This window comes from Mycobacterium sp. IDUB_36, assembly GCF_055419225.1.
In genome coordinates, this window is the sequence record NZ_JBVAXH010000001.1 from 1,037,236 (window position 1) to 1,062,624 (window position 25,389).

22 protein-coding genes, 1 tRNA gene and 1 pseudogene are annotated in these 25,389 nt (G+C 66.2%); 10 read left to right on the forward strand and 14 right to left on the reverse strand.

Annotated features, from left to right (window positions below):
- Positions 1-17 precede the first annotated feature (17 nt).
- The 4 genes and pseudogenes from ACZYW1_RS05075 to ACZYW1_RS05090 all read right to left on the reverse strand — a co-directional run bounded on the left by ACZYW1_RS05075 (position 18) and on the right by ACZYW1_RS05090 (position 3,577).
- The gene (locus ACZYW1_RS05075) at positions 18-713 is read right to left on the reverse strand and encodes an SDR family oxidoreductase (protein WP_463783805.1); all 696 of its coding nucleotides are present in this window, start codon (positions 711-713) and stop codon (positions 18-20) included.
- The gene (locus tag ACZYW1_RS05080; protein ID WP_463783807.1) at positions 701-1,747 is read right to left on the reverse strand and encodes an alpha/beta fold hydrolase; all 1,047 of its coding nucleotides are present in this window, start codon (positions 1,745-1,747) and stop codon (positions 701-703) included. The genes ACZYW1_RS05075 and ACZYW1_RS05080 overlap by 13 nt, the downstream gene beginning before the upstream one ends.
- Before the next feature lie 22 nt (positions 1,748-1,769).
- A pseudogene (locus ACZYW1_RS05085) lies at positions 1,770-2,866 on the reverse strand (NmrA family NAD(P)-binding protein).
- A gap of 138 nt (positions 2,867-3,004) precedes the next feature.
- Positions 3,005-3,577 (reverse strand): TetR/AcrR family transcriptional regulator, encoded by a 573-nt coding sequence (locus tag ACZYW1_RS05090; RefSeq protein WP_463783809.1) that lies wholly within the window; start codon positions 3,575-3,577, stop codon positions 3,005-3,007.
- A 66-nt stretch (positions 3,578-3,643) separates the two neighbouring features.
- On the opposite strand from ACZYW1_RS05090, the gene ACZYW1_RS05095 reads away from it, so the two are divergent.
- The 3 genes from ACZYW1_RS05095 (at position 3,644) to ACZYW1_RS05105 (ending at position 6,637) form a co-directional block, all read left to right on the forward strand.
- Positions 3,644-4,516 (forward strand): alpha/beta fold hydrolase, encoded by an 873-nt coding sequence (locus ACZYW1_RS05095; RefSeq protein WP_463783812.1) that lies wholly within the window; start codon positions 3,644-3,646, stop codon positions 4,514-4,516.
- A 51-nt stretch (positions 4,517-4,567) separates the two neighbouring features.
- Positions 4,568-5,470, forward strand: a complete 903-nt coding sequence (locus ACZYW1_RS05100) for an NmrA family NAD(P)-binding protein (RefSeq protein ID WP_463783813.1) — start codon at positions 4,568-4,570, stop codon at positions 5,468-5,470.
- A gap of 165 nt (positions 5,471-5,635) precedes the next feature.
- Positions 5,636-6,637: an NmrA family NAD(P)-binding protein gene (locus tag ACZYW1_RS05105; RefSeq protein WP_463783815.1), complete on the forward strand. Its 1,002-nt coding sequence runs from the start codon at positions 5,636-5,638 to the stop codon at positions 6,635-6,637.
- 86 nt (positions 6,638-6,723) lie between these two features.
- Here ACZYW1_RS05105 and ACZYW1_RS05110 read toward each other — a convergent pair whose 3' ends face one another.
- Positions 6,724-7,407, reverse strand: coding sequence for an alpha/beta fold hydrolase (locus tag ACZYW1_RS05110; RefSeq protein WP_463783816.1), 684 nt, complete (start codon positions 7,405-7,407; stop codon positions 6,724-6,726).
- A gap of 61 nt (positions 7,408-7,468) precedes the next feature.
- Positions 7,469-8,167 (reverse strand): SDR family oxidoreductase, encoded by a 699-nt coding sequence (locus ACZYW1_RS05115; RefSeq protein ID WP_463783817.1) that lies wholly within the window; start codon positions 8,165-8,167, stop codon positions 7,469-7,471.
- Between the two features lie 73 nt (positions 8,168-8,240).
- Between ACZYW1_RS05115 and ACZYW1_RS05120 the strand changes: the two genes are divergently transcribed.
- Entirely contained in the window at positions 8,241-8,690 is a 450-nt protein-coding gene (locus tag ACZYW1_RS05120; protein ID WP_463783819.1) for a winged helix-turn-helix transcriptional regulator, read from the forward strand.
- An 89-nt stretch (positions 8,691-8,779) separates the two neighbouring features.
- Positions 8,780-9,574 (forward strand): maleylpyruvate isomerase N-terminal domain-containing protein, encoded by a 795-nt coding sequence (locus tag ACZYW1_RS05125; protein ID WP_463783820.1) that lies wholly within the window; start codon positions 8,780-8,782, stop codon positions 9,572-9,574.
- Positions 9,575-9,848: 274 nt separating this feature from the next.
- Here the strand turns inward: ACZYW1_RS05125 and ACZYW1_RS05130 are convergent.
- The 3 genes from ACZYW1_RS05130 to ACZYW1_RS05140 all read right to left on the reverse strand — a co-directional run bounded on the left by ACZYW1_RS05130 (position 9,849) and on the right by ACZYW1_RS05140 (position 14,100).
- Positions 9,849-9,922, reverse strand: a tRNA-Met gene (locus ACZYW1_RS05130).
- A gap of 69 nt (positions 9,923-9,991) precedes the next feature.
- Complete coding sequence (locus ACZYW1_RS05135) at positions 9,992-12,967, reverse strand: UPF0182 family protein (RefSeq protein WP_463783822.1); 2,976 nt, start codon at positions 12,965-12,967, stop codon at positions 9,992-9,994.
- A gap of 110 nt (positions 12,968-13,077) precedes the next feature.
- Positions 13,078-14,100, reverse strand: coding sequence for a YlbL family protein (locus ACZYW1_RS05140; protein WP_463783823.1), 1,023 nt, complete (start codon positions 14,098-14,100; stop codon positions 13,078-13,080).
- A 106-nt stretch (positions 14,101-14,206) separates the two neighbouring features.
- Here ACZYW1_RS05140 and ACZYW1_RS05145 point away from each other — a divergent pair, with 106 nt between their 5' ends.
- From ACZYW1_RS05145 to ACZYW1_RS05155, 3 genes are read left to right on the forward strand one after another with little or no spacing between them, the layout of a single operon-like run.
- Entirely contained in the window at positions 14,207-15,589 is a 1,383-nt protein-coding gene (locus tag ACZYW1_RS05145; RefSeq protein ID WP_463783825.1) for a zinc-dependent metalloprotease, read from the forward strand.
- Between the two features lie 36 nt (positions 15,590-15,625).
- Positions 15,626-16,462, forward strand: coding sequence for a cyclodehydratase (locus ACZYW1_RS05150; protein ID WP_463783827.1), 837 nt, complete (start codon positions 15,626-15,628; stop codon positions 16,460-16,462).
- A gap of 45 nt (positions 16,463-16,507) precedes the next feature.
- Entirely contained in the window at positions 16,508-17,848 is a 1,341-nt protein-coding gene (locus tag ACZYW1_RS05155) for a macrolide-binding ATPase MABP-1 (RefSeq protein ID WP_463783829.1), read from the forward strand.
- Positions 17,849-17,860: 12 nt separating this feature from the next.
- Here ACZYW1_RS05155 and ACZYW1_RS05160 read toward each other — a convergent pair whose 3' ends face one another.
- Positions 17,861-18,124, reverse strand: a complete 264-nt coding sequence (locus ACZYW1_RS05160) for a WhiB family transcriptional regulator (protein ID WP_463783831.1) — start codon at positions 18,122-18,124, stop codon at positions 17,861-17,863.
- A gap of 437 nt (positions 18,125-18,561) precedes the next feature.
- The gene (locus tag ACZYW1_RS05165; RefSeq protein ID WP_463783833.1) at positions 18,562-20,700 is read right to left on the reverse strand and encodes an ATP-dependent DNA helicase UvrD2; all 2,139 of its coding nucleotides are present in this window, start codon (positions 20,698-20,700) and stop codon (positions 18,562-18,564) included.
- Positions 20,701-20,788: 88 nt separating this feature from the next.
- Here ACZYW1_RS05165 and ACZYW1_RS05170 point away from each other — a divergent pair, with 88 nt between their 5' ends.
- On the forward strand, positions 20,789-21,043 hold the full coding sequence (locus ACZYW1_RS05170; protein WP_463783835.1) for a mycoredoxin: 255 nt from the start codon (positions 20,789-20,791) through the stop codon (positions 21,041-21,043).
- Here ACZYW1_RS05170 and nudC read toward each other — a convergent pair.
- Positions 21,040-21,966 carry an NAD(+) diphosphatase gene (gene nudC, locus ACZYW1_RS05175; RefSeq protein ID WP_463783837.1) on the reverse strand — a complete coding sequence of 309 codons (927 nt, stop codon included), beginning with the start codon at positions 21,964-21,966 and terminating at the stop codon, positions 21,040-21,042. The two genes, ACZYW1_RS05170 and nudC, sit on opposite strands and share 4 nt — an antisense overlap.
- Positions 21,967-22,014: 48 nt before the next feature.
- The gene (locus ACZYW1_RS05180) at positions 22,015-23,082 is read right to left on the reverse strand and encodes a potassium channel family protein (protein ID WP_463783838.1); all 1,068 of its coding nucleotides are present in this window, start codon (positions 23,080-23,082) and stop codon (positions 22,015-22,017) included.
- 39 nt (positions 23,083-23,121) lie between these two features.
- On the opposite strand from ACZYW1_RS05180, the gene ACZYW1_RS05185 reads away from it, so the two are divergent.
- Positions 23,122-23,517, forward strand: coding sequence for a DoxX family protein (locus ACZYW1_RS05185; RefSeq protein ID WP_463783840.1), 396 nt, complete (start codon positions 23,122-23,124; stop codon positions 23,515-23,517).
- On the opposite strand, the gene ACZYW1_RS05190 is transcribed toward ACZYW1_RS05185, so the two are convergent.
- Positions 23,514-25,389 (reverse strand): PD-(D/E)XK nuclease family protein (locus ACZYW1_RS05190; RefSeq protein WP_463783842.1); only part of this gene is annotated, 1,876 nt, incomplete at its 5' end. The two genes, ACZYW1_RS05185 and ACZYW1_RS05190, sit on opposite strands and share 4 nt — an antisense overlap.

The window sequence follows — 25,389 nt, forward strand, 5'->3', positions numbered from 1 at the left end:
GCGTGCGACTACCCAAGTCACAGGGTCAACGTCAGTCCCGCCACCGGACCTGCGAGTGCCGCCTTCGCGTGAATGGAGGCGTCGTCAGTGAGGACCTCGTCGGCGTTGGCCTCCAAGCCGTCGATGATGACTCGTGCGGCCACGACCGGGCTGAGTTTGTCCATGGTGATGTCTGCTGCCATGTCGGTGTCGATGAAGCCCGCGTGCACCCCGACCACGTGTGTGTTCTGCGACTTGAGCTCCACGCGCAGGGAATTCGTCAACGACCACGCTGCGGCCTTCGACGCCCCGTAGGCGCCACCGCCAGCCAGCCACGACATCACCGAGAGCATGTTGACGAAGGCGCCCCCGCCGTTGGACCGCAACACCGGCGCGAATGCCCGCGCCACTCGAAGGGGCCCGAATACGTTGACGTCGAACGAATCTGTGGCGTGTTGGAAGTCGCCGGTCAGTAGTGGCTCGGGTACGAAGATGCCGGCGTTGTTGAACACGATCTCGGCGTCAGAAACCGACTGGGCCAGCGCGTCGACCGATTCCTGCGCGCGGACGTCCAAGACGTGTGTGACCACCGCTGCGCGGTGGTCGGAATGCGCGCTGCGCGCGGTGGAATGGACCGTGAGCGCTCCGCGTGCCAGGAGTTCGTCGACCAGCGCCGCCCCCAACCCCCTTGCACCGCCGGTGACCACGACGACTTTCCCCGCTACTGCGACCATGTCGTTCTTCTTTCTCTTGTGTGAGGTGGTGCGGGCAGGACGGCGGTCTGCAGCCAGTGCACCAACGCCGCGTTCACCTCAACGGACTTCTCCAGACCAACCCAGTGACCCGCCGGGAGGCTGACCTCGGCCAGATTGGTGCAGTGTTCGCGCATCGGTTCGGCGAGCCTGGTACGGACGGTGTCGGCGGTGGGCTCGTACTGGGCCTCGATGAACATGGTGGGCATGCGAAGGACCGCGTCGACGGAGTCCTCGCTGTAGCAATAGTTGTCGACGTGGTTGAGGTAGTAGCTGTTTGGTCCGGTGAACCCGTTCGACCTCAAGGCGCCGACCACGTCGTCGTACACCTCGTCGTCGAGGATGTCGGGGTCGCGGGCAACGTCGGGAAGCACCGTCACCCCACCGAACCAACCACCGTCGCGACGTACCGTCGACCGTGGTGAGCGGCCTCCCAGAATGGCCGGGTCGCCGCGCCGGCAGAGCGCGCGGACCACCCGGTCTGGGGCCGAGTCGAACTGCGCGGTCACTTCGGCGAAGGACTCTTCGAAGTACGCCATGTAGTCGAACTGTCCGAACGGGAAGTCGTTCTCCGGGTACACCTCTCGATTGACGTAGCTCACCAGGGTCGCCAGTCCGCGATCGAGCGTGCGGTAGGGCACCACCAGAGTGGCCACCGCATCGCAAATCTCAGGATGGTGCGCGGCCAGCGCCCAGACCACCGCGGCGCCCCAATCGTGGCCTACCCACACCGCGGACTGCCGGTCCAGGTGACCGATCAGGGTTCGGAGGTCCTCGACGAGGTGGCGCAGCGCGTAGGCAGTCGGTGTCGACGGGACGAAGGACCCACCGTAACCGCGCATGTCGGGTGCGACTACGCGGAAACCCGCGGACCTCAGCGCGTGCAGCTGAGGTGCCCAGGTCGATGCGGTGGCAGGCCAGCCGTGGACCAGTACCACCAGTGGTCCGTCGCTGGGACCGGTTGCCAGGTAGGAGATTTCGCCACCGGTGACGCTGGCGGTGAATCGTGCCGCCACCGTGGCGAGGGCCGGCCGGGATCTACAGCGTGCCTCGACGCCCATCGGCGCTGCCCTTCAAGATTGGCGACTCGTCCGTCCAATTCTGAGGTTGAACGCGATCCCACAGTGATCCCCTGCCGAGGTTGCGCCCTGCCTGGTCGTGCCGGCGCAACCACTCCTCCACCGTGCGAATGCGATTCGGGTGGATCTCGTCCAGTAGCGAGTAGTTGCGTTCGATGATGTCGTACTTCCACAGGTTCCAGAATCCGGTGAAGTTCTGACGTACCGTCATGGTGGCCTTGTCCGCGGGGTCGGCGTTGTACCCGGCGGGGTCGTCGACCCTGGCAGCGAACGGGCCTCCCGCCAATAGGTTTCCAGGTCGACGTCGACGAAACGTGCCGGGTGGCCCGTGACCTTCTCGAAGGCGGCTGCGAGATCCGCGTACTTCACGTGGTCGACGGCAACGGCCAAATTCATTCCATTGGCCAGCTCGGCGTGATCGAACAACCACCGTACATAGAACCCGCAGTCTTCGAGGGCGACGTGCGGGACCGCCCCGTCCCCCAGCGGCACCCGCCACGTGAGGATGCCGTCTTCGAAGGTGGGTGTCATCGGGGTTCCTGGCGACAGCACCATCTCCATGTAGGGGCCGGTGGTGAACAATGCGGCGCCCATGCGGTCGCGATTCATCTGATTCTGCAACAGGATCCAGTCGCCGATACGGCCCTTGCCGTCATAGTGACCGGTGCGAAATCGCGAATCGTATCCGGCAGCCTTGAGGCCGTAGTCCAGATTGCCGTAGACGAAGAATCGGACGCCCTCTTCCAGAGCGATCTCGTATGACCTTATGGCCCAGAACATCTCAGTCTTCTCACCGGTGTTGAACCCGTTGATGTTGATGAAGGCGCCGTCGCAGCCGCGCAGGCCCTGCCTCAACACGTCCTCGTCGGCGAAGGATCCTTCGACGAAGGTGACATTCCCGAGTGCGGCCAGGGACTGGGCGCGCTCCGACCCGTCGTCTCGGCTCAACGCGCGGACCGAGTACGCGCCGTCAGCGACGAGGCCCTTCACCACGGGCATGCCCTGAGCTCCGGTCGCCCCAACGACGAAGACCGTCGGCGAGGCGTGTTCCGAAATTGCCTGCGCCTGAAAAGGGTTCGACATGTCATCTGCTCCTGTCTCGAGGCCGGAAGCTACGGAGAGCTACGGACCCCTCTGAGTATTATCAACTATACCCAGATGTTCAACGGGTGACCGGGAGTTCGCCGGCGTACGTCAGCGCGTGAGTTCCTCAAGGGTCACGGCGAGGAACACGTCGAGCGGATCCAGCGCCCCGGTGGCACGGCTGCGAGCGACGGCGCCTTCGAAACCGTCCACCAGCGCGGCAGCGAGATCGGCCGGGGCTCGTCCATTGGACAGCTCCCCCGCGTCTTTGGCACGGACCAGCACCGCCGTGAGCGCGTCGATCCACTGCTCGAAGCTCGCACGCACCGCTTCCCGAAGCTCGGGGTAGGACCCGGTGACGCTGTTGCTAAATGTACCCAGCAGGCAACCAAATTCCGTCCGACCACCCCGACGTGCGGCGACCAGTTGCACGAAATGTTCTCGCACGGCGTCGACGGCGCCACCCGAGGCGTTCACCAGCGACTCCAGGGCCAAGGTGGGCACGTAGCGGTTCACGTGCTCGACGGCGAACTGCTCCTTGCTCGAAAAGTGGTTGTAGAACGATCCTTTGGGCACGCCTGCCGCGGCGACAAGGTCGTTGACGCTCGCACCCTCGAAACCGCGCTCGATCCACACCCCCAACGTGCGGTCAACCAACTGCTCCTTGACGCTGGGCCTACCCATGTCATTCCTCCCACAGCGTAAAAAGCCATCGTGACATTTTAAGACGACCGGTCATATAGTGATTGTATGGCAATTCGGACAAAGACACCATCCAGCTACCTCTCCACGTGGTCGCCCGCCCCGAGCCGGTGGTTCACCCGAGCCGATGGCAGCAGGCTGCGGTACATCGTCGCCGGCGACGGACCTCCGCTCGTGCTGATGCATACCGTGCGCACCCAGCTGGATTACTTCCAGCGGCTCATCCCACTGTTGACCGGACGCTATCGCGTCTACGCGGTGGACTTCCCAGGGATGGGGTGGTCCGACATTCGACCGGACGCGCACTACGACCACGCTGATCTGCAAGGCGCCATCGTCGAGTTCGTCCGTGGTCTGGAGTTGTTCGACGTCACCTTGGCCGGAGAGTCGATGGGTGCCACCATCGCGCTGACCGCCTCCGTCGAACTCGGCGAACGGGTGAGCCGCGTGGTGGCTTCCAACACCTACGACTACCCCCAGGGGCTGGAACGGGCGAATCCGTTGGCGCGGTTCATCGTTTCCTCCGTGCGGGCTCCCTTGGTCGGTCCCACCTTCGCCAGCCTGGAGAACAGGCCCATCCTGAAGGGCATCATGAGCGGCGGGTATGCCGACCCCACCCGATTGCCGGCTCCGTTCCTCGACGAGCTAATGCGGGTTGGCAAGCGACCCGGCTATTCACGCGTCGCGCGCGAGGTGTACCGCAACTTGCCGACCCTCATCGCGGCGCGCAGCAGCTACCCGTCGATCACAGCGCCTGTCGCGCTTCTGTACACCAGCCAGGACTGGTCACGGACGAGCGACCGGCAGAGCACCGCGGCGGCGATCCCGACCGCCACGGTGCACACGATCGACGACGCGGGCCACTTCTGCGCAATGGAACGACCCCACGCATTCGCCGACGTCACCCTGGGCCGACCCTAACCAGCAGCTCGAATAGTAGAGCTACACAACGACTCTCAAGGAGACAGCGCAATGGCATCGGATCGACTCTTCCTGATCACCGGAGCCACGGGAAACACCGCAGCACCGACCGTCGAGATCCTTCTCCACGCGGGGCACCGAGTTCGCGCGTTCGTACATACCCTCGACGAGCGCTCCGACGCTCTTGCCGCACTCGGTGCCGACGTGGTCGACGGTGACCTGCTCGACTTTCGAGCGATCAGTTCCGCGATGGCCGGCGTCGACGCCGCCTACTTCTGCTATCCGATCTTGACCGACGGCCTGCTGGCAAGCACCGCCATCTTTGCCCAGGCGGCGACCGAAGCCGGCGTAGGCGCGGTGGTCAACATGTCGCAGATATCGGCCCGCCGAGACGCCACGAGTCATGCCGCCCAGCAGCATTGGCTCTCCGAACGCCTTCTCGACCGCTCGGCATTCGCCACGACGCATCTGCGACCGACGTTCTTCGCTGAATGGCTCACCTGGGCCTGGCGCCGCGACGACGACGAGGCCGTGCTTCGACTCCCGTTCGGGACTGGTCGACACGCTCCCATCTCTGCACGCGATCAGGCCAGGGTCATCGCCACCGTTCTGCAGAATCCGAGTCCGCATGATCGACAGGTCTATCCGCTGGTGGGCGGCAAGGAACTCGACCACTACGCAATCGTCGACGAGATCAGCTCCACGCTGGGAATACCAGCCCGATACGAGCCAGTCGAGATCCCCTCCTTCGCAAAGCTGTTGGCCTCGAAGGGAACGAGTCCGCACTTCGTCCAGCACGTCAGCAGCGTCGCCCGGGACTACCAGGACGGCGTCTTCGCCGGCGAGAACAACCTGGTGGAGGTCATCACCGGACGACCGCCGATGACGGTGCCGGAGTTCGTCACCGCCAACCTCTCGGCCTTCTCCCACGACGGACCCTTCGTACAGCGCTGACCCACCTTCCATCACCCCCAAGGGGCACTCATGACCACGGCCACCACCACGTCGACGACACACGTCGCCACTCGTCTGGACATGTCGACGTCGGTGCCGACCGACTGACCTCGAACAAGCCATCGAGATCGCAATCAACCATCACTGCAACAGAACTGGATCATCATGACCACCACGCACACACGTCCCATCCTCATCACCGGCGCGGCAGGTGAGGTCGGCTCGGTCAGCACCACGATGGTCCGCATGCTCCTCGATGCCGGCTGGCCAGTCCGCGCCTTCGTCCGTACCGACGACGACCGCGCGGAGGCACTCCGGAAGGCCGGGGCGGACGTGTTCGTCGGAGACCTGCTCAACATCGCCGACGTCGCGGCGGCGCTGAACGGCTGTCAACGGGTGTACTTCAGCATGGGACTGTCGCCCTATTACGTCGACGCCAATTTGTTGATGGTCGCGGTCGCCCGCGCGCAAGGCGATCTCGAGGTGTTTGTGAACATCTCCGAGTCCGAGCAGTCCCTGCTGACCTTCGACCGGATGACGGCGCCGGAGGGAATTCGCTTGTCGTGGCTGGGCGGCAACGTGTCTCAGTGGTCACCGCAGCAACGGGCGCACTGGATCGCCGAACAGGTCTTGGACTGGTCCGGCCTTCCGGTGGTCCACGTCCGCGCCAGTATCTTCGTCGAAAATCCGGTCTTCGCCTGGTTTCCCATTCCGGATCTGCTGGCAACCGGAGAACTTCGCTTGCCGTTGGGCGACACCAAGGTGGCACCCATCGCGGGATACGACGTGGCCGAGCTCTGCGTCAACATTCTGAAGGATCCGGCCGAGCACGTCGGAAAGACGTACACGCTGATCGGGCCTGAACTGAAGACCATGTACGAATTCGCCGAAGACTATGCCGCCGCACTGAACCGGCCGGTGGTGTACGTGCCCCAGGACCTGGAGACGTGGAACACCGACTACATCGACAGCGCACTGGCAGCCGAGAAGCCACACAACGGTGAGCACCTCAAGACGCTGACCCGGCTGATGGCCAGCGGTCGCTACTTCGATCTGCCGACCGACGACCTCGCCGGACTCCTCGGGCGCGAACCGAAGACATTGCGTTTTGCGCTGGCGAACTCACCACGCATCCTCGCTGACGTAGCGGCTTCGTTCAGTCAGTAACCTCCTGAAAGGAGCAGCGGCACAACGGCAATCTGGACATCCACGAGCTACCCGGCTGTTGCACCCTGGCGGCCATGCCCGGGTGCTCAGCCGCAGGCCCGCCGGATGAGGGCGGCGACGGCGTCTGGCTGTGACATGTAGACGGCATGGCTGGCTTCCACCTCCACCGTGGTGGCACCGGCCCGCTGCGCCATGGCACGCTGGGCGGTCGGCGTGATCATTCGGTCCTCGGTCGCAACCAGATACCAGCTTGGCTTGCCGCGCCACGCCGGATCTGTGACCGGCTCGGCCATGGCCTCTTCCCCCCACGGAACCTGGGAGTCGGCAAGGAACACGGCATCGGCGGCAGCCAGGTCGGCACCGAAAGAACTGTGGAACTTGGCTCGGTCTTGGAACCAAAAGCCCTCCGCCACTTCGATGATCGGCGAGCCCGGCCCGGCGGGATCACCCACGAGCGCTCGTACCGACTCACCCTCATCCGGTGCGAATGCCGCGATGTAGACCAAGGCCACCACCTTGTTGTGCATGCCGGCTTCCGTGATGACCGCACCTCCGTACGAATGCCCCACGAGCACGACCGGCCCGTCTTGCGCGTCGACGACCTGCCGTGTCGCCGCCACGTCGCCCGGCAGCGACAGGGTGGGATTCTGCACCACGGCAACGTGATAGCCGTCCCCCGTCAAAAGGTCGTACACCGCGCGCCAAGATGATCCGTCCACGAAGGCGCCGTGTACCAGAACGATGTTCCGCGGTCCGCGGCTCGTACTCATGGCGACCACCTTGCCCGACGACTCGTAGGCAAACGGGCAGTCACGACGGAGGTGTGATGGCTCAAGCGAATTCGGGATACAGCGCGCGGACGCCCCCGGAGAGCGCGGCCTGGATTCGTGTGGTCGATTCGTCGGCGATGATCTCGGGGTTGCCGGCCTCCACGCCGTCCAGCGCGATCCTGACGACGTCGGCCGGGTCGGACTTGTCGGCGTCGACATGGTTGGCCATATCCGTGTCGATGTAGCCGACGTGCAGCGCACTGACCTGCGTCCGTTGGCCCGCCAGCTCCAACCGCAGCGCGTTGGTCATCGCCCACGCGGCCGACTTGGCGGCAGAGTAGGAGCCATAGTCCGGAGACGTCACCCACGCCAACAGCGAGAGCACGTTGAGGATCGCGCTCTGAGGGTGCGCACCCAACTGCGGCGCAAACGCACGTATGACGTGAAGCGATCCGAGATAGTGCGTGTCGAGGTCGAGCGTGATGTCAGACAGACGACCCGTGAGTAGCGAAGCGCCAGTGAATGTTCCGGCATTGTTGACGACGAAGTTTACGTCGCCGGTGGCCGTTGCCGCGCGGTCGACCGAGGCCAGATCGGTGACGTCGATCTGCACCGGGATGACGCCGTCGACGTCAACGGCAGAGGCGTCACGCGACCCGCCGTAAACCTTGGCCCCCCGCCGAACGAGTTCCTCGGCGAAGTGACGCCCCAACCCCCGGTTGGAACCCGTGACCAGGACGGTACTTCCGGCAATCTCCACATCGGCTCCCTTGGGTTGGAAAACCGAACTTAGCATCTGGGTGGGAAATGTCAACCCAGCGTAGGGTGGGAGTGTGCCTTCGTCTCTCGATGACCTGCAGTGCTCGATCGAACGTTCCCTTCACGTGGTGGGAGAACGGTGGACCCTGCTGATCCTGCGCGAAGCCCATCGCGGCGCAACACGTTTCGACGAGTTCAAAGATGCACTGGGGGTCTCGTCGGACATCCTCACCGCGCGACTGGGCACCCTGGTGAAGCACGGGGTGCTCGAACGTCGTCCATATCGGGAACCCGGACGACGTGAGCGCCTCGAGTACCACCTCACCGAGTCCGGGCGCCAACTCCAGCTGGTCCTCGGGGCCCTAGGGCAGTGGGGCGACGCGTACCTGCCCCGCACGCAGGGACCGTCGATCGAACGCCGCTCGCCCACCGGACAATCGGTGCGCTTGTGTTACGTCGACCAATCGGGTGTCGAGGTGTCACCCGTGGACGTCAAGTCTCATCGAACAGCTGCGTACCGCTGACACAGCGCTCCATCGCCAAGCCATCTGCTATTTCGTATCCAAGACGACCGGTCGTATAGTGATGACGAAGGGGCTTAGGAGGTCACGTCATGAGCCAGGCAGGCATTGCCGGGATGCGGCGAGCAGCACAGGACATCGTCGACGTCGTCGAGACGTTCGACGACACCGATTGGCGGGCGCCTAGCGCGGCCAGCGGGTGGTCGACCAAGGACGTGGTGACGCACGTCGGGTGCCTGCTCGAAGATCTCGTCGCAGCGGTGGATCAACAGCCCCTGCCCGACCTGGGCATCGAACCGCTCAACGACATTCAAGTCGCCGAACGCCGGCACCTTTCCGGCCCGGAAGCCGCTGCGTTCGTCAAAGAGCAATTCAGTTGCGCCCTGGCCGCTTTCGAACCGTTGCAAGCCGAACCCCTGGCATCCCGCGAAACGCAGATGCTCGACCTGGGCTCCTATCCCCTTCATTCGATAGCCGATATGTTCACCTTCGATATGTCCACTCACCTGCGATACGACATTCTCGCCCCGCGCGGACCCATCGAGCGCAAGGTGTCCGCGCTGGACGAGGTACTGCTCGGCCCCTCGGTGTCGTGGCTCCTGGGCGGTGTGCCGAAAATGCAGCCAACGCTGGCGACCGCGGTCGAGGGACCGCTCGTCCTCAATCTCACCGGGCCCGGTGGTCGAGACGTCCTGATCGACGTGATCGACGGTGCGATCACGGCGGCGGCAGCCGACTCCAGCGCTGACGCGGTCGCGACGATCAGCTCGACGACCGCCGACTTCCTGAGATGGTCGACCCGGCGGGTCGACTGGCGCAACGTTGTCGCTGTTTCCGGTAACCACGCTGTGGCACAACGCTTCTTGAACGCACTCAACCTCATCTGAGCACGTCACGCAGGCCGGATTCGAGCGACGACGAAGGAGTGCCGTGGCCCTGCTGGGATTGACGACGCACGGCGTCGAGCCATGCCGCGAGGGTCGAAGCTGGTGGACGTCTGCGACAGCCGCGTTCGCCGTGATCCGCGGACCCGGCGAATCACCGCATCGTCGTGCGCGTTCAGTCGGACAGTTGCGCACACAGCAGTAGCCAGTACGGCCATCGTTCATCCGCGGACATGAAAACGGCCCCCGGAGTGATCTCCGGGGGCCGTTTTTTTAGTAGCGGGGACAGGATTCGAACCTGCGACCTCTGGGTTATGAGCCCAGCGAGCTACCGAGCTGCTCCACCCCGCGACGGGTGAATATCAGGTTACCGAACGTGCGCGATGCCACCAAATCGCGCGCTCACCAGGGCCGGAGGCCCTACTTCGCCTCGTTGTACTTGTTGATCGCGTCATCAAGGCGTTGCAGCGCGGTGCCGTAGGCGCCGAAGTCGCCCGACTTCTGCGCATCTCGTGCCGCACTCATCGCGGACTCGACGTCCTTGAGCGCGCCGGCCTTCGCCGGTGACAGGCTGACCGCGCCACTGGGTGTCGGCACGGCGGCGGCGTTGGCCGGGGGCGGCGGGCTCGCGGGCGGCCCGGCTCCGGGTTGCGAACCGGCCGGCGCGCCCGATTCGGTGGGCGCGGGCCCAGCTGCGGTCGCACTGGCGCCGGGGCCGAACAGCCCGTTCAGCGCATCGCCGACGGTCGGTCCGTAGCCGATCTTGTCGTTGTACATCATCGCCACCCGTATCAACCGCGGATACGACGACGCCACGTCACTGGAGCCGGGCGAGGCATAGACCGGCTCGACATAGATCAGTCCGCCCTGGGCGACCGGCAACGTCAGTAGGTTGCCCCACTTGATCCGGTTCTGGTTGTCCCGCCCGATCACGCCGAGGTCTTGGGACACAGCGGTATCCGTGGTGATCGCGTTGTTCGCCAGCTTGGGACCGTTGACCTGCCCCGGGATGGTCAGCACGGAGATCTTGCCGTAGGTCGACGGATCTGAGCTCGCGCTGATGTATGCGGCCAGGTAATCGCGCTTGAATCGGTTCATCGCGCTGGTCAACTGGAACGATGCCGAATCATCGCCTTTGGCAATGTTTTTCGCGACGATGTAATACGGCGGCTGATAGCTGCTGGCGGTCGGATTCGGGTCCAGCGGCACGTCCCAGAAATCCGATGTGGAGAAGAACGTCACCGGGTCGTTGACGTGGTACTTGGCCAGCAGCATCCGCTGCACCTTGAACAGATCTTCGGGGTAGCGCAGGTGCGCGGCCAGCTCGGTGCTGATCTCACTCTTCGGTTTGACGGTTCCTGGAAAGACTTTCATCCACGCCTGCAGCACGGGATCGTGCTCGTCCTGCTCGTACAAGCTCACCGTGCCGTCGTAGGCGTCGACCGTCGCCTTCACCGAGTTGCGGATGTAGGACACCTGCTTGTCCGGAGCCAGCCGGTTGAACGCCACCTCCGAGGAGTCGGCGGTAGCCGACGACAGCGACGTCAGTTCGGAGTAGGGGTAGTTGTCCAGCGTGGTGTAGCCGTCGATGATCCACACCAGCCGCTTGTTGACGATCGCCGGATAGACACTGCTGTCGGTGGTCAGCCACGGCGCCACCGCCTCTACCCGCTGGGCCGGGTCGCGGTTGAACAGGATCTTGCTGTTGGAGCCGATTACGTTGGAGAACAAGAAGTTTCGCTCGGCGAACTTGGCGGCGAACACACTCCGGGAGATGAGACCACCCAGCGGCACGCCACCGCTTCCGGTGTAGGTGTAGTTCTTGGTCTCGGTGTTGGTCTCGTAGTCGTATTCCCGGTCGACTCCGCTCTTGCCGACGATCGCGTAATCGGCCGGCGTGCTGGCGATGACCGGCCCGTAGTAGACGCGCGGCTGCTCCAGCGGTGCCGGACCGGCGGACGTCACGCCGCCGTTGGCTCCGACGACACTGGCCAGGAACTCCGGGTAGCCACCGTTTTGGTTGGGATCGTTCGCAATTCCGCGCACGGTGTTGGCGGGCGAGGCGATGAAACCGTTGCCGTGGGTGAAGACGGTGTGCCGGTTGATCCAGTCCCGCTGGTTGTCGATCAGGTGGTCCGGGTTGAGTTCGCGGGCGGCGACCACGTAGTCGCGCAGGTTGCCGTCACGGTCGCGGTAGCGGTCGATCGACAACTGGTCAGGGAAGTAATAGAAGTTCTTGCCCTGCTGGAACTGGGTGAACGCGGGGCTGATGATGGTGGGGTCCAGCAGCCGGATGTTCGAGGTGGTGGCCCGATCCGACGCCACCTGCTCGGCCGTGGCCCGTCCGTCGCCGCTGTAATCGCGGTAGGTCACCACGTCCTCGGTCAGACCGTACGCCTGCCGGGTCGCGGTGATGCTTCGGCTGATGTACTCGCGTTCCTTCTGCGCCGCATTGGGTTTGACGCTGAACTGCTCGATGACCAGCGGCCAGGCGGCGCCGACCACCATTGACGACAGCAGCAACAACACCAAGCCGATGGACGGAATGCGCAAGTCTCGCAGCACAACCGCGGAGAACACGGCCGCCGCACAGATCAGCGCGATGGCCAGCAGGATCAGCTTGGCCGGCAACACGGCGTTGATGTCGGTGTACCCGGCTCCGGTGAACGGCTTGCCCGCGCGGGTGTGCGAGAGCAGCTCGTAGCGATCCAGCCAGTAGGCAATAGCCTTGAGCAGCACCAGCGTTCCGACCAGGCTGATCAGCTGGATCCGCGCGGACCGGCTCAACGCACCGGTGCGCCCGGACAGCCGAATGCCGCCGAAGATGTAGTGCCCCAGCAGATTCGCGACGAGAGCCAACAACACCGCGGCGAACAGGAAGCTGAGCACCAACCGGTAGAACGGCAACTCGAAAGCGTAGAAGCCGAGATCTTTGCCGAACTGCGGATCGCGGACTCCGAAGCTGCTGCCGTGCAGGAAGAGCTGGACACGGACCCAGAACGTCTGCGCGACGATTCCGGCGAGCAAACCGATCGTGACCGGGACGCCCACGCCGATCACCCGAAGCCGCGCCATCACCACGGTTCGGTACCGCGCCACCGGATCGCTGCCGTTGCTCGGGACGAATACGGGCCGATTCCGGTAGGCCAGCGCCAGCCCGGCGAACACGATGCCGCCGACCAGCAACCCGATCGTCACGAACACGATCAGCCGGGTTGCCAGCACTGTGGTGAACACCGACCGGTAGCCCAGTTCGCCGAACCAGAGCCAGTCGACGTAGGCGTCGATCAGCCGCGGGCCGACCAGCAGCAGACCGATCACGGTCAAGGCGATCGCGATGAGTGTCCGACTGCGTCGAGTCAGCTTCGGCATTCTGGCGGCGGGCCGCATCCCCACTAGCTACGCTCCCTGCTCGGTCTCGACAGCGATTCTGACGTCGACTTTACGCATCACTTGTGATCCGGCCCGGGATCGATCGCGAGACCCGATCGGCCCGGCCGTCCGGGCTAACAACTCGGCGGCTGTCCGCCGGTATTGACCGTGTGCAGTGCCTCCACTGCCTCACCGAGGTTGTCGACCTTGATCAACTGCAGGCCGGGGACCTTGCCGGCGTTTGCCTCGTAACAGTTTCCGGCGGGAACCAGAAACACCGTGGCACCCGCGTCGTGGGCGGCGCTCATCTTGTGCCCGATCCCGCCGATCTTGCCCACTTCACCGTCCGGCTTGATCGTGCCGGTGCCGGCTACGAACTTCGACCCGGCGAGATTGCCGGTGGTGAGTTTGTCGATCACCGCGAGGCTGAACATCAGACCCGCGGACGGCCCGCCCACGTTGGCCAGGTTGAAGTCCACCGCGAACGGCGCCCACGGCGCGTCGGTGACCGAGACACCCACGAATCCGAAGTCGCCCTTCGGGTGATGGCCGAGCGTGATCTTCGCGGACCCGGGTGGCGCGTTCTTACGGCGGAAGTCGACCGTGACCTCTTGTCCGGGCTTGGTGGTCTTCAGAAACGAGGTGAACTGCTCGACGTCGGCCACCGGTTTGCCGTCGACTGCCTGCACGGCGTCTCCGGCCTGCAGCTTGCCCACCGAGGGCCCGGGGTCGGGAACGGTGACGATGGTGACCGCCTTCGGGTACTTCAGGTAGCCCAGGGCGGCGAACTCGGCGTTGTGCTCGGATTCCTTGAAGTCGGCATCGTTGGCCTTGTCGACCTCTTCGCGGCTTTGCCCCGGCGGGTAGACGAGGTCGCGCGGCATCAACTGCTCCTGCCCTGACAGCCACAGTGTCAGCGCCTCGGCCAGGCTGAGCTCGTCGCGCTGGGACACCGTGGTCATGTCCAGGTGGCCGGTGGTCGGATGGGTGGTGGTGCCCTTGATCTCGACCACCTGCTTGCCGTCCACCTCGCCGAGGGTGTCGAAGGCCGGGCCGGGGCCCAGTGACACGTACGGCACCGTCACCGCGGCGAGCAGCACACCGAAGACGACGATCGGGACCAGCGCCACCATCAGCGTCAGAATCCGCCTGTTCACGTCGCCAACACTAGCCGCGGCATCCCGGCGTCCCGGTTCGTCACCCGCACTCCGGCGGGCAGGTTCACTCAGAGCGTGACGCCGGTGCGCGCGTCGCGCCCTGACCATGAGTACCGTTGTGGACATGGCTGACCCGCCTTTCGGCTTCTCCTCGGGAGACGACCCGGACCGCGACAAGCGCCGCGAGAACGAACCCGAGTCCGGCTCGGGCTCCGCCGATCCCTTCGGACTGGGCGGCCTCGGCGGCGACTTCAACGTGGCCGACCTGGGCCAGATGTTCACCCGGCTCGGGCAGATGTTCAGCGGCGCCGGCTCCATGGGCGGGCAGTCCTCCGGCCCGGTCAACTACGAACTGGCCCGCCAGTTGGCGTCGAGCTCGATCGGGTTCGTCGCGCCGATCCCGCCCGCCACCCGTGAGGCGATCGGCGACGCCATCCACCTCGCGGAAACCTGGCTCAACGGTGTCACCGCGCTTCCCGCGGGCACCACCAAGACGGTCGCCTGGTCACCCAACGACTGGGTGGACAACACGCTGGAAACCTGGAAGCGGCTGTGCGATCCGATGGCCCAGCAGATCGCCACGGTGTGGGCGTCGGCGCTGCCCGAAGAAGCCAAGGCGATGGCGGGCCCGCTGCTGTCGATGATGTCGCAAATGGGCGGCATGGCTTTCGGCTCGCAGCTCGGCCAGGCACTGGCCCGGCTCTCCAAGGAAGTCCTGACCTCCACCGACATCGGATTGCCGTTGGGGCCCAAGGGAATTGCGGCGCTGCTGCCGGACGCCATCGAGTCGTTCGCCGACGGGCTCGAGCAGCCGCGCAGCGAGATCGTCACCTTCTTGGCCGCCCGCGAAGCCGCCCATCACCGCCTGTTCACCCACGTGCCCTGGTTGTCCAGCCAGCTGCTCGGCGCCGTCGAGGCTTACGCCAAGGGCATGAAGATCGACATGCAGGGCATCGAAGAGCTGGCCCGAGACTTCAACCCCGCGGCGATGAACGATCCGGCCGCGGTCGAGCAACTGCTGACCCAAGGGGTGTTCGAGCCCAAGGCCACGCCGGAGCAGACCCACGCACTCGAGCGGCTCGAAACGCTGCTGGCCCTGATCGAGGGCTGGGTGCAGACCGTGGTGAACGCCGCTCTGGGCGATCGCATCCCGGGCGCGGCCGCCCTCGGCGAGACCCTGCGGCGCCGACGTGGCACCGGCGGGCCGGCCGAACAGACCTTCGCCACCCTGGTCGGCCTGGAATTGCGGCCGCGGAAGTTGCGCGAGGCCGCGGCGTTGTGGGATCGGCTGACTCAGACCGTCGGCGTCGATGCCCGCGACGCCGTCTGGCAGCACCCCGACCTGTTGCCCGGCTCCGAGGATCTCGACGACCCGGCCGGCTTCATCGACCGGGCCCTCGGCGGCGACACCAGCGGGATCGACGAAGCCATCGCCGAATTCGAGCGTCGCGCGGACGAAGACGGCGGCTCCGGCGCTGTGGATAGCTGAGCTTCGCCAACCCGACTCCCATGGCACAGTGCCAAGATGGCGCGGGCTGCGGAGCTGTATGCGCTGGATCCGGCGCTGCCGGTGCTGCTTCGTCCCGACGGCGCCGTACAAGTGGGCTGGAGCCCGCGGCGCGCGGTCTTGATCCGACCTCCGCTCGGTGTAACCGCGGCGGGGCTGGCCGGCGTGTTGCGGGCGATGTACTCGCCGGTACCGCTCGATGACCTGCGACGCTATTCCAGCGGCCTGAGCGACGGCGAACTGGACGACCTGATCCGGCGATTGGTGACGGCGGGGGTCGCCACGCGTGGCATCCGACAACAGTCGGCTCGATCAGCATCGATCCGGGTGCATGGCCGCGGCCCGCTGTCTGAGTTACTGGCCGAGGGGTTGCGATGTTCGGGTGCGCGGGTCAAGCAGAGCAATCAGTCGCACGCCGCCTTCACATCTGCCGAGACCGACCTGGTGGTGTTGGCCGACAACCTCGTCGCCGATCCGCGGCTGCTGCGTGAGCTGCGCACCCAGGGCGTCGCGCATCTGGCGGTGCGGGTGCGCGACGGCACCGGACTGGTCGGCCCGCTCGTCATACCCGGGGTGACCAGTTGCCTGGACTGCGCGGATCTGCATCGCCGCGATCGCGACGCGGCCTGGCCCGCGGTGGCCGCCCAGCTGCGCGACACCGTCGGGGTGGCCGACCGGGCGACCTTGCTGGCCACCGCGGCGCTCGCGCTCAGCCAGGTCAGCAGCGTGATCGGCGCGGTCCGCGGCGTGGAATCGGAGCCGCCCGCGTCGCTGAGCGCCACCCTGGAGTTCGACGTCCACGCCGGATCGATCGTGGCGCGGCGATGGCCGAGGCATCCGCTGTGCGCCTGCTGACAGTGGTGTGGGCGAATCGATACAGCGCCCACAGATTTGTCATGGATGATGGGTGGCGTGGCAGACATCAAACGCAAGGGCGCCGCGCGCAACGCGAAGCTGGCCGGCCTCGCGGGCGGCATCGCCGGTCGTACGGCGCTCGGGTTCGGTAAGCGACTGGCCGGCAAGTCTCAGGACGACGTCAACGCCGAGCTGATGGAGAAGGCGGCCAAGCAACTCTTCACCGTGCTGGGTGAGCTCAAGGGCGGCGCGATGAAGGTCGGCCAGGCTCTCTCGGTGATGGAAGCCGCGATCCCTGAAGAGTTCGGCGAGCCGTACCGCGAGGCGCTGACCAAGCTGCAGAAGGACGCGCCGCCGCTGCCCGCTGAAAAGGTGCACCGCGTGCTCGATTCGCAGCTCGGCACCAAATGGCGGCAACGCTTCACCGAGTTCGACGACACCGCCGTCGCCTCGGCCAGCATCGGCCAGGTGCACAAGGGGGTGTGGTCCGACGGCCGGGTGGTCGCCGTCAAAATCCAGTACCCCGGCGCCGACGAGGCACTGCGGGCCGACTTGAAGACGTTGCGGCGCATGATCGGTGTGGTCAGACAACTCGCGCCGGGCGTCGATGTCGAAGGCGTGGTCGACGAGTTGATCGAGCGCACCGAGATGGAGCTCGACTACCGCCTCGAGGCCGAGCACCAGCGCGCATTCGCCAAGGCCTACGACGGCCACCCCGACTTCCTGGTCCCGCGCGTCGTGGCCAGCGCCCCCAAAGTCGTGATCCAGGAGTGGATCGAAGGCATCCCGATGGCCGACATCATCCGCGACGGCACCGTCGAGCAGCGCGACCTGATGGGGACCCGACTGGCCGCCTTCATCTTCGACTCGCCGCGCCGGATCGAGATGATCCACGGCGACGCCCACCCGGGCAACTTCATGTTGATGCCCGACGGAAAGATGGGCGTCATCGACTTCGGGGCTGTCGCACCACTTCCGGGCGGATTTCCGGTCGAGCTCGGGGCGACGATCCGGCTGGCCCGCGACAAGAACTACGACGAGGTGCTGCCGACGATGGAGCGGGCCGGCTTCATCCAAAAGGGTCAGCAGGTGTCGGTGCGCGAGATCGACGAGATGCTGCGCCAATACGTCGAGCCGGTCGAGGTCGAGGTCTTCCACTACACCCGTAAGTGGTTGCAGCGCATGACGTATCGGCAGCTCGACCGGGCCGGCGCACAGATCAAGACGGCGCGGCAGATGGATTTGCCGCCCAAGCTGGCGATCCCGATGCGGGTGCTCGCCACCTCGATGGCGATCATGTGTCAGCTGGACGCCCACGTGCCGACTCAGAAGCTGTCCGAGGAGCTGGTCCCCGGGTTCGCAGATCCCGACAAGGCTGCCGTCTAACGACTTTCGCGTCTAGGCCGCAATTTTACGGGGGCGTCCGCGCGGCCGTTTGCGGCTCACGACCGAGCCACGGTCCAGGATTTCACCGCCCCAGACCCCCCACGGTTCAGCGCGGTCCAGCGCATCGGCCAGGCATGACCGCCGAATCGGACAGTCGATGCACAGCTCCTTGGCGCGCTCCAGATCCGACGGGCTGTCGGCGAACCACAGGTCGGGATCGCTGACGTGACAAGGCAACTCTGATTGCTGATCGTCGGGATCGAGTTCCGCGGTCATAGTGTGCACACCTGCTTTCTGGTCTGATGGATTCCGGACCAGTGGCGGGGTGTTCGACCCAAAAAATTGGCCACGGATCCTGGCGACTTCGGGTCCGTGGCCTGCTGGCTAGCTTGTGGGCTTCCTACGTGGGGAGTGCCCCAAACCACGGACGCTGGGTCTTGGCGGCGGCAATACGCTTGTGCGCAGCCGCCGTAATGGCGGCATGGGCAGCATGGCGGGAGCCAGCGACGCCGGCCGGGTGTACGTCGAATACGTTCACGGTGATCATCGGGCTCCCTCCTTCATCAGGACACGCAAGTTGCGATACGAGGCTAAATGCTACCAGCGCAAATCGGCAAGCGATTTTCTGAGCTGGGCTTATGGTGTCGACCCGCTGCGGGCGACACGACCGCCCTGGCGATCGCCACGGGCTTTTAGTGTCGACCCCGTGTGTTTCATGACCGGCTGCGGACGAGCTCCAACACATCAGGACCGAACTGCTCGAGCTTGCGGGCGCCGATGCCAGGGATCGCGACCAGCGCGGCGTCGTCGGTGGGCAGCAGCTCGGCAATCGCGATCAGGGTGTTGTCGGTGAACACCACGTAAGCCGGGACGTTCATCTCCTTGGCGGTCCGCAGTCGCCAGTCCTTCAGCTCGAGCAGCAGCTCGTCGTCGATGTCGGCCGCGCAGGTTTCGCAGCGGCGAAGCATGATCGCCGCGGGAGTGGCCAGCGGGTTGTTGCAGATCCGGCACCGCGACGCCGGCGCGTTCTTGCGCCGCGACTTGGTGGGCGTGGGATCGACTTGCGTCTGCGGTGACAACCCGTTCAGAAAGCGTGACGACTTGCGCCCCTGCCGCCCGCCCGGATTGCGGGCCAGCGCCCAGCTGATAGCCAAATGCACTCGGGCCCTGGTGATTCCGACATAGAGCAAACGGCGCTCCTCTTCGACGGCCTCACTCTCGCCACCATGGGCCAGTGCATGCGAGATGGGCAGCGTGCCGTCGGTCAGGCCGACCAGGAATACCGCGTCCCATTCCAGACCCTTGGCCGCATGCAACGAAGCGAGCGTGACGCCCTGCACCACCGGAGGGTGGCGCGAGTCGGCGCGGGTGCGCAACTCAGCCAGCAACTCGGGCAGTTCCAGCGACGGCCGGTGCGCGACTTCTTCATCGACCAACTCGGCCAATGCCGCCAGCGCTTCCCAGCGTTCACGGGCTCGCGTTCCGGTCGGCGGTTCGGCGGTCAGGCCCAGCGGCTCCAGCAACGCGCGCACCACATCGGGCAGCGGCGAGGGCGATGGCGAAGCCGTCTCCGACTCGCCGCCGCGGTTGGCGGCCCGCTGCATCGCCAGCAGGGCCTGGCGGATCTCCTGACGGCTGAAAAAGCCTTCGCCACCGCGGACCTGGTAGGCGACGCCCGCCTCGGTCAGCGCCTCCTCGTAGACCTCGGACTGCGCGTTGATGCGGTACAGCACCGCGATTTCCGACGGCGGCGTGCCGGCGTCGACCAGTTTTGCGATCGACTTGGCCACCGCGGCGGCCTCGGCGACCTCGTCGGGGTAGTCGCGAAACGTCGGCTCGGGACCCGGATCCCGCTGTCCGACCAGGTGCAACTTGCTGCCGGCCACCCGTCCGCGGGCCGCAGCGATCACCCGGTTGGCCAGCGACACCACCTGCGGCGTGGACCGGTAGTCGCGTTCGAGGCGGACCACCGTCGCGTCCGGGAAACGCCGGGAGAAGTCCAGCAGATAGCGCGGCGATGCCCCTGTGAAGGAGTAGATGGTCTGGTTGGCGTCGCCGACCACGGTGAGGTCGTCACGGTCACCCAGCCACGCCGACAAAACCCGCTGCTGCAGCGGCGTCACATCCTGATATTCGTCGACAACGAAGCAGCGGTAGCGATTTCGGAACTCCTCGGCCACCGACGCGTCGTTCTCGATCGCGGCGGCGGTATGCAGCAGCAGGTCGTCGAAGTCCAGCAGCGCAACGCCTTGGGCGTTGTTGCCCCGGGCCTTCAGCGACTCGTAGGCCGTGTAGACCGCGGCGACCGTCGCCGCGTCCAGCGGGACGTCGCGGGACACCGCGGCCACCGCCTCGGGATAGTGCTCGGGCGTGATCAGCGAGGCCTTCGCCCATTCGATTTCACCGGCCACGTCGCGGACGTCGTCGGTGCTCAGCTTCAACCCCGCGCTGGTGGCCCCGCGGGCGACGACGGCGAACTTGGTGTCCAGCAGTTGCCAGCCGGTGTCGCCGACCACCCGGGGCCAGAAGTAACGCAGCTGGCGATGCGCCGCCGCGTGAAACGTCATCGCCTGCACACCGCCGACGCCGGTTTGCGCGGCCGCTCCCAGCGCCCGCAACCGCGTCCGCATCTCGCCCGCGGCACGCTGGGTGAACGTCACCGCCAACACCTGGCCGGGAGCGACGTGGCCGGTGGCGACAAGCTGGGCGATGCGATGGGTGATCGTGCGCGTCTTGCCTGTTCCCGCGCCCGCCAGGACGCAGACCGGCCCTCGGGGCGCCAATACGGCCTCGCGCTGTTCGTCGTCGAGTTCGGCAACCAAGGAGTCGGTTTTGGCAGTGATCCCCGGCATGGCGTCCATCTTGGCAGTGATCGCCGACATACGTCTCGCAGCGCCACGCCGCAGCAATATCGCGAGGCCACGTTATGTTGGATCAACTATGACTAATGCTTCCGTCACGATGTACTCCACCCAGTGGTGCGGCTACTGCAAACGGCTGAAGACCGTGTTGAAGTCCGAGGGCATCGCCTACGACGAGGTCGACATCGAGCAAGACCCCTCCGCCGCGGACTTCGTCGGCTCGGTCAACAACGGCAACCACGTCGTCCCGACCCTGAAATTCGCCGACGGGTCGACGCTGACCAATCCCGGCCCCAAAGAGATCAAGGCAAAGCTGGCCCAGCTGGCCGGCTAGTCACGAGCGTCGGCCCAGGACTCCACGATCACCCGCGCGATCGACACCGATCCGGGCAACAGCAGCCGAGACTCCGAGTCGCTGCTCCAGTCCCCCAGCGCCAACGCGGCGCGGATCTCGTCGCGGGTGAACCACTCGGCTTCGGCGATCTCGCCGTCGTTGAAGGAGAACGGCTGTGCGGGGTCGGCGATCGCGTGGAAGCCGATCATCAGCGACCGGGGAAACGGCCACGGCTGGCTGCCCAGGTAGCGGATGTCGCTGACGGTCAGCCCGATCTCCTCGTGGATTTCGCGGGCGACGCACGTCTCGAAGGACTCCCCCGCCTCGACGAAACCGGCCAGCAGCGAGAACATTCGGTCCGGCCACACTGTCTGACGGGCCAGCACCGCCCGGTCGCCGCCGTCGTGAACCAGGCAGATGATCGCCGGATCGATGCGCGGGAACTCCTCGTGACCGGTGAGCGGGTTCCGCCGCGCCCAGCCGGCCCGGATCGGTTTGGTCGGCGATCCGTCGATCGAGCTGAACCGTGAACTGGCGTGCCAATTCAGCAGTGCCGCAGCAGCCGACACCAACTGCGCGCCGATGTCGTCGAACAGCTGGCCGGCCCGGCGCAGATCGGCGACCTCGGCCTTGACGTCGGGGTCTTCGGGCGATTCCAGTGGGCCGCGGACCGCCCACACATGCCGGCCGTCCTCGAGCCGGCCGAGGAAGACCGCGTCCGCGGGCGGCTCGTCGGCCAGGTTTTTCGCCTTGCCCAGCAACACTTTTCCGTTGGCGACCAACACCTGGTTGCGCGAGTCCAGGCGCAGCAGCGCCGCGTCGGCCCAGCCCGCCACCGCGGCATCGGTGTCGGTGCGCACCTGGTCGGCCCGGTCGGCGCCGATGCGCGACAGCAGCGGCACCGCCTTCAGTTGGAAATCCACGACGTACCTTCCTGGTCGCGACGCGCCACGCTCGCGATCACCCCGCGCTTACTTGCCCGTGTTGCGGACATAGAGCAGCCGGTCGCCGGCCTCGATGGCGTCGGCCTCGGGCGCGTCGACGCGCAGCAGCCGTCCACCGCGCACCACCCCGAGCACGATGTCGGGCAGATGCCGGGGCGAGCCGCCGAGTTCGGTCTGTTCGACCTCGCGTTCGGCGATCGCGAATCCGTGGGACGGCGTCAACAGGTCGTCGATCATCTCGACGACGCTGGGCGTGGTGGTTGCCACGCCGAGCAACCGGCCGGCCGTTTCGGAGGAGACGACCACCGAGTCGGCCCCGGATTGCTTGAGCAGATGCTGGTTTTCGGCCTCGCGGATCGACGCGACGATCTTGGCGTTGGGCGCAACCTCACGGGCGGTCAGCGTGACCAGGGTGGCGGTGTCGTCGCGGCCGGTGGCGACGATGATCGCCGATGCGTGCTGGGCCGAAGCAAGGCGCAGGACATCGGATCGGGTGGCGTCGCCGTGCACGGTGACGAGGTCGGCGGACGCCGCATGGTTGAGCGCGGTGGGGTCGATGTCGACGACGACGAAGTCCTTACCGGCCGCTTCGTCGCCACACATCGCGGCGACCGCGGTCTTGCCTTTGGTGCCGTAGCCGATGACGACGGTGTGGTTGCGCACTGAGCTCCTCCAACGCTGAATCTTCCAGGCCTGCCGGGACCGCTCGGTGAGCACCTGGAGGGTCGTGCCGACCAACACCACGAGGAACAGGATTCGCAGCGGCGTCAGCACCAGCACGCTGATCAGCCGGGCGAATTCGGTGTACGGGGTCAGGTCGCCGTAGCCGACGGTCGTCAGGGACACCGTCGCGAAGTACAGGCAGTCCAAAAACGTCAGCTGGCCGCCCCGAACATCGGTGTAGCCGTTGCGGCCGAGGTAGACCGTGACCACCGCGGCGGCCAGGGCCAGCAGAGCGATGACGATTCGCCGCCAGATCGCCCGCACCGGGCTGAGTTGCACCTCAGGGACCCGCACCACGCCGACGAGTGCGTAGCCAGGTTTGGCGGTCAGCGTCTCGTCGAGATCGCGTTCTTGACGGTTAACTCTGACCACGGCTCATCGGCTCGACCGGACGCACGACACAATGTAACCATGACCGCCATCACACACAGTCCTCAACGGGACGCCAGTCAGACGCTCGCCTACCGGGTCGCGGCGATGTTGCTCGGCATCGGCACCCTGCACTTCGTCGCGCCCAAGCCGTTCGACGGCATCATCCCCGCCGAACTACCGGGCAGTCCGCGGTTCTACACCTATGCCTCCGGTGTCGCCGAGATCGTCATCGGCGCCCTGCTGGTGCCGCTGCAGACCCGGCGCGCGGCAGCGCTGTCGGCCGCCGCACTGTTCTTGGCAGTGTTCCCGGGCAACGTCAACATGGTCCGGCTGTGGTGGGACAAGCCATGGCCGATGCGGGTCATTGCGCTGGCCCGGTTGCCGTTGCAGATTCCGATGGTCACCACCGCGCTCAAGATCGCCCGCACCTCCTAGCGGTACAAGCCGAGCATCCCGGCCAGCTCGTCGCGACTCGGCAGCGCCGCCGGAACGACGGTCTGTCCGGTTCGCACGTAGTGAAAAGCGCCCCCCACCAACGATTCCTGAGATCCGCTGAGCGCAGCCCACGCGAGGCGGTAGACGCCGAGCTGGACCGCAGCGTGCCGGGCGGCGTCCGAGCCGTGCGGTGGCTCACCGGTCTTCCAGTCGACGACGGTGGCACCGCCGTCGGGTTCGGCGAAAACCGCGTCGATGCGGCCGCGCACCACCGTGCCGCCGATCGCCATCTCGAACGGCACCTCGACCGCGACCGGTGTGCGCGCCGCCCACGGCGATGCCAGGAAGGCTTCTTGCAGGGCGGCCAGCTCGTCGGCGTCGCGCTGTGCGATGTCGGTGTCGGCGGCTCCCGGTAGGTCGGCCAGGTCGAACAGCCGCTCGGCGCCGTAGAAGCGCTCGACCCAATCGTGAAAGGCATTGCCCAGCAGTGCATGTGGCTCCGGTCGAGAGGGCAGCCTGCGGGCCAGCCGCTGCATCGCCTGTTCGGGATCGCGGGCGAGCTCGACCAGACTGCTGACCGACAGCCCGGTCGGCAGGGTAGGCGCAGGCGGTTGTGTGGCGCGGGCGCGCTCGTGCAGCAGTGCGTCGACATCGGCTGCCCAGCCTTCGGGATCGCCGTCGTCGACGGGTATGTCGGCGGCCATCGCAGCCGCGACCAGGGCGGCGCCGCGCTGCACGTCGGCCCGGCGGGCACCGAGCGGGTCGACCGGCCAGTTGGCCTCGTGAACGTTGTCGCGCAGGGGGTTTCGGTCACCGTCGGACGGGGCGGCCGCCCACTCTTCGATCACCTGACCCTCGACGGGTGACGTGTTGATGATGTCCTTGAGTTCGGACAGGAAGGCGGACGGCCCGCGCGGTTTGATGCCGGTGGCGGCCCAGTGATGGCCGGACAGTAGCAATGTGTCCTCGCACCGGGTGATCGCGACGTACAGCAGTCGGCGTTCCTCGTCGATGCGACGCTGATCCAGCTGTGAGCGGTGTGCGGAAATCTTGTCGGACAACTGCTTTCGATCGGTCACATCCGAGGTGTCGAGTACCGGCACGCCGTGCACGCCGTTGTCGGACCGGTCGCCCCGCAGCAGCGGCGGCAGGTCGGCGGCATCGGTGAGCCAGGTACGGGCCTGCGCAGTCGACGGGAACAGCCCGCCCGACAGGTGTGGCACGGCGACCACCTGCCACTCCAAACCCTTTGCGGCGTGGACGGTCAGCACCTGGACCCGATTCTGCGCGACGACCACTTGAGCCGGCGCCAAGCCGTTCTCGACCACTGCGGCGGCGTCCAGGTAGCCCAGCAGTCCGACGACCGAGGCGAGCGGGTCGGTTGCGCTCGCCGACCGGTCGGCGTAGCCGTTGACCACGTCGGCGAACGCGTCGAGTTGCTCGGTGCCGGTCCAGCCGTTACCCGGCGAGGCGGCCCGCACCTCGCAGTCGACGCCGAGCAGTCGCCGCACCTCGGCGACCAGATCGGGCAGGGGGTGGCCGAGATGGCTGCGCAGCAATCTCAGCTCGTCGGCGAGCGCGGTGATACGGCGATACCCCTCTGCTGAATACCCCTGCGCGGGGCCAGGATCGGCGAGTGCGTCGACGAGACACGCAGTGTCGGCCTCAGTCCCCACGGCCTTTGCGATCGCTTCGGGGGTCTGGTCGCGACCCGCCGCACCCGGCCGCGCCGGGCTTACGATCGCTTCGGGGGTCTGGTCGCGACCCGCTGCACCCAGCCGCGCCGGGCTTGCGATCGCTTCGGGGGTCTGGTCGCGACCCGCTGCACCCGGCCGCGCCGGGCTTGCGATCGCTTCGGGGGTCTGGTCGCGA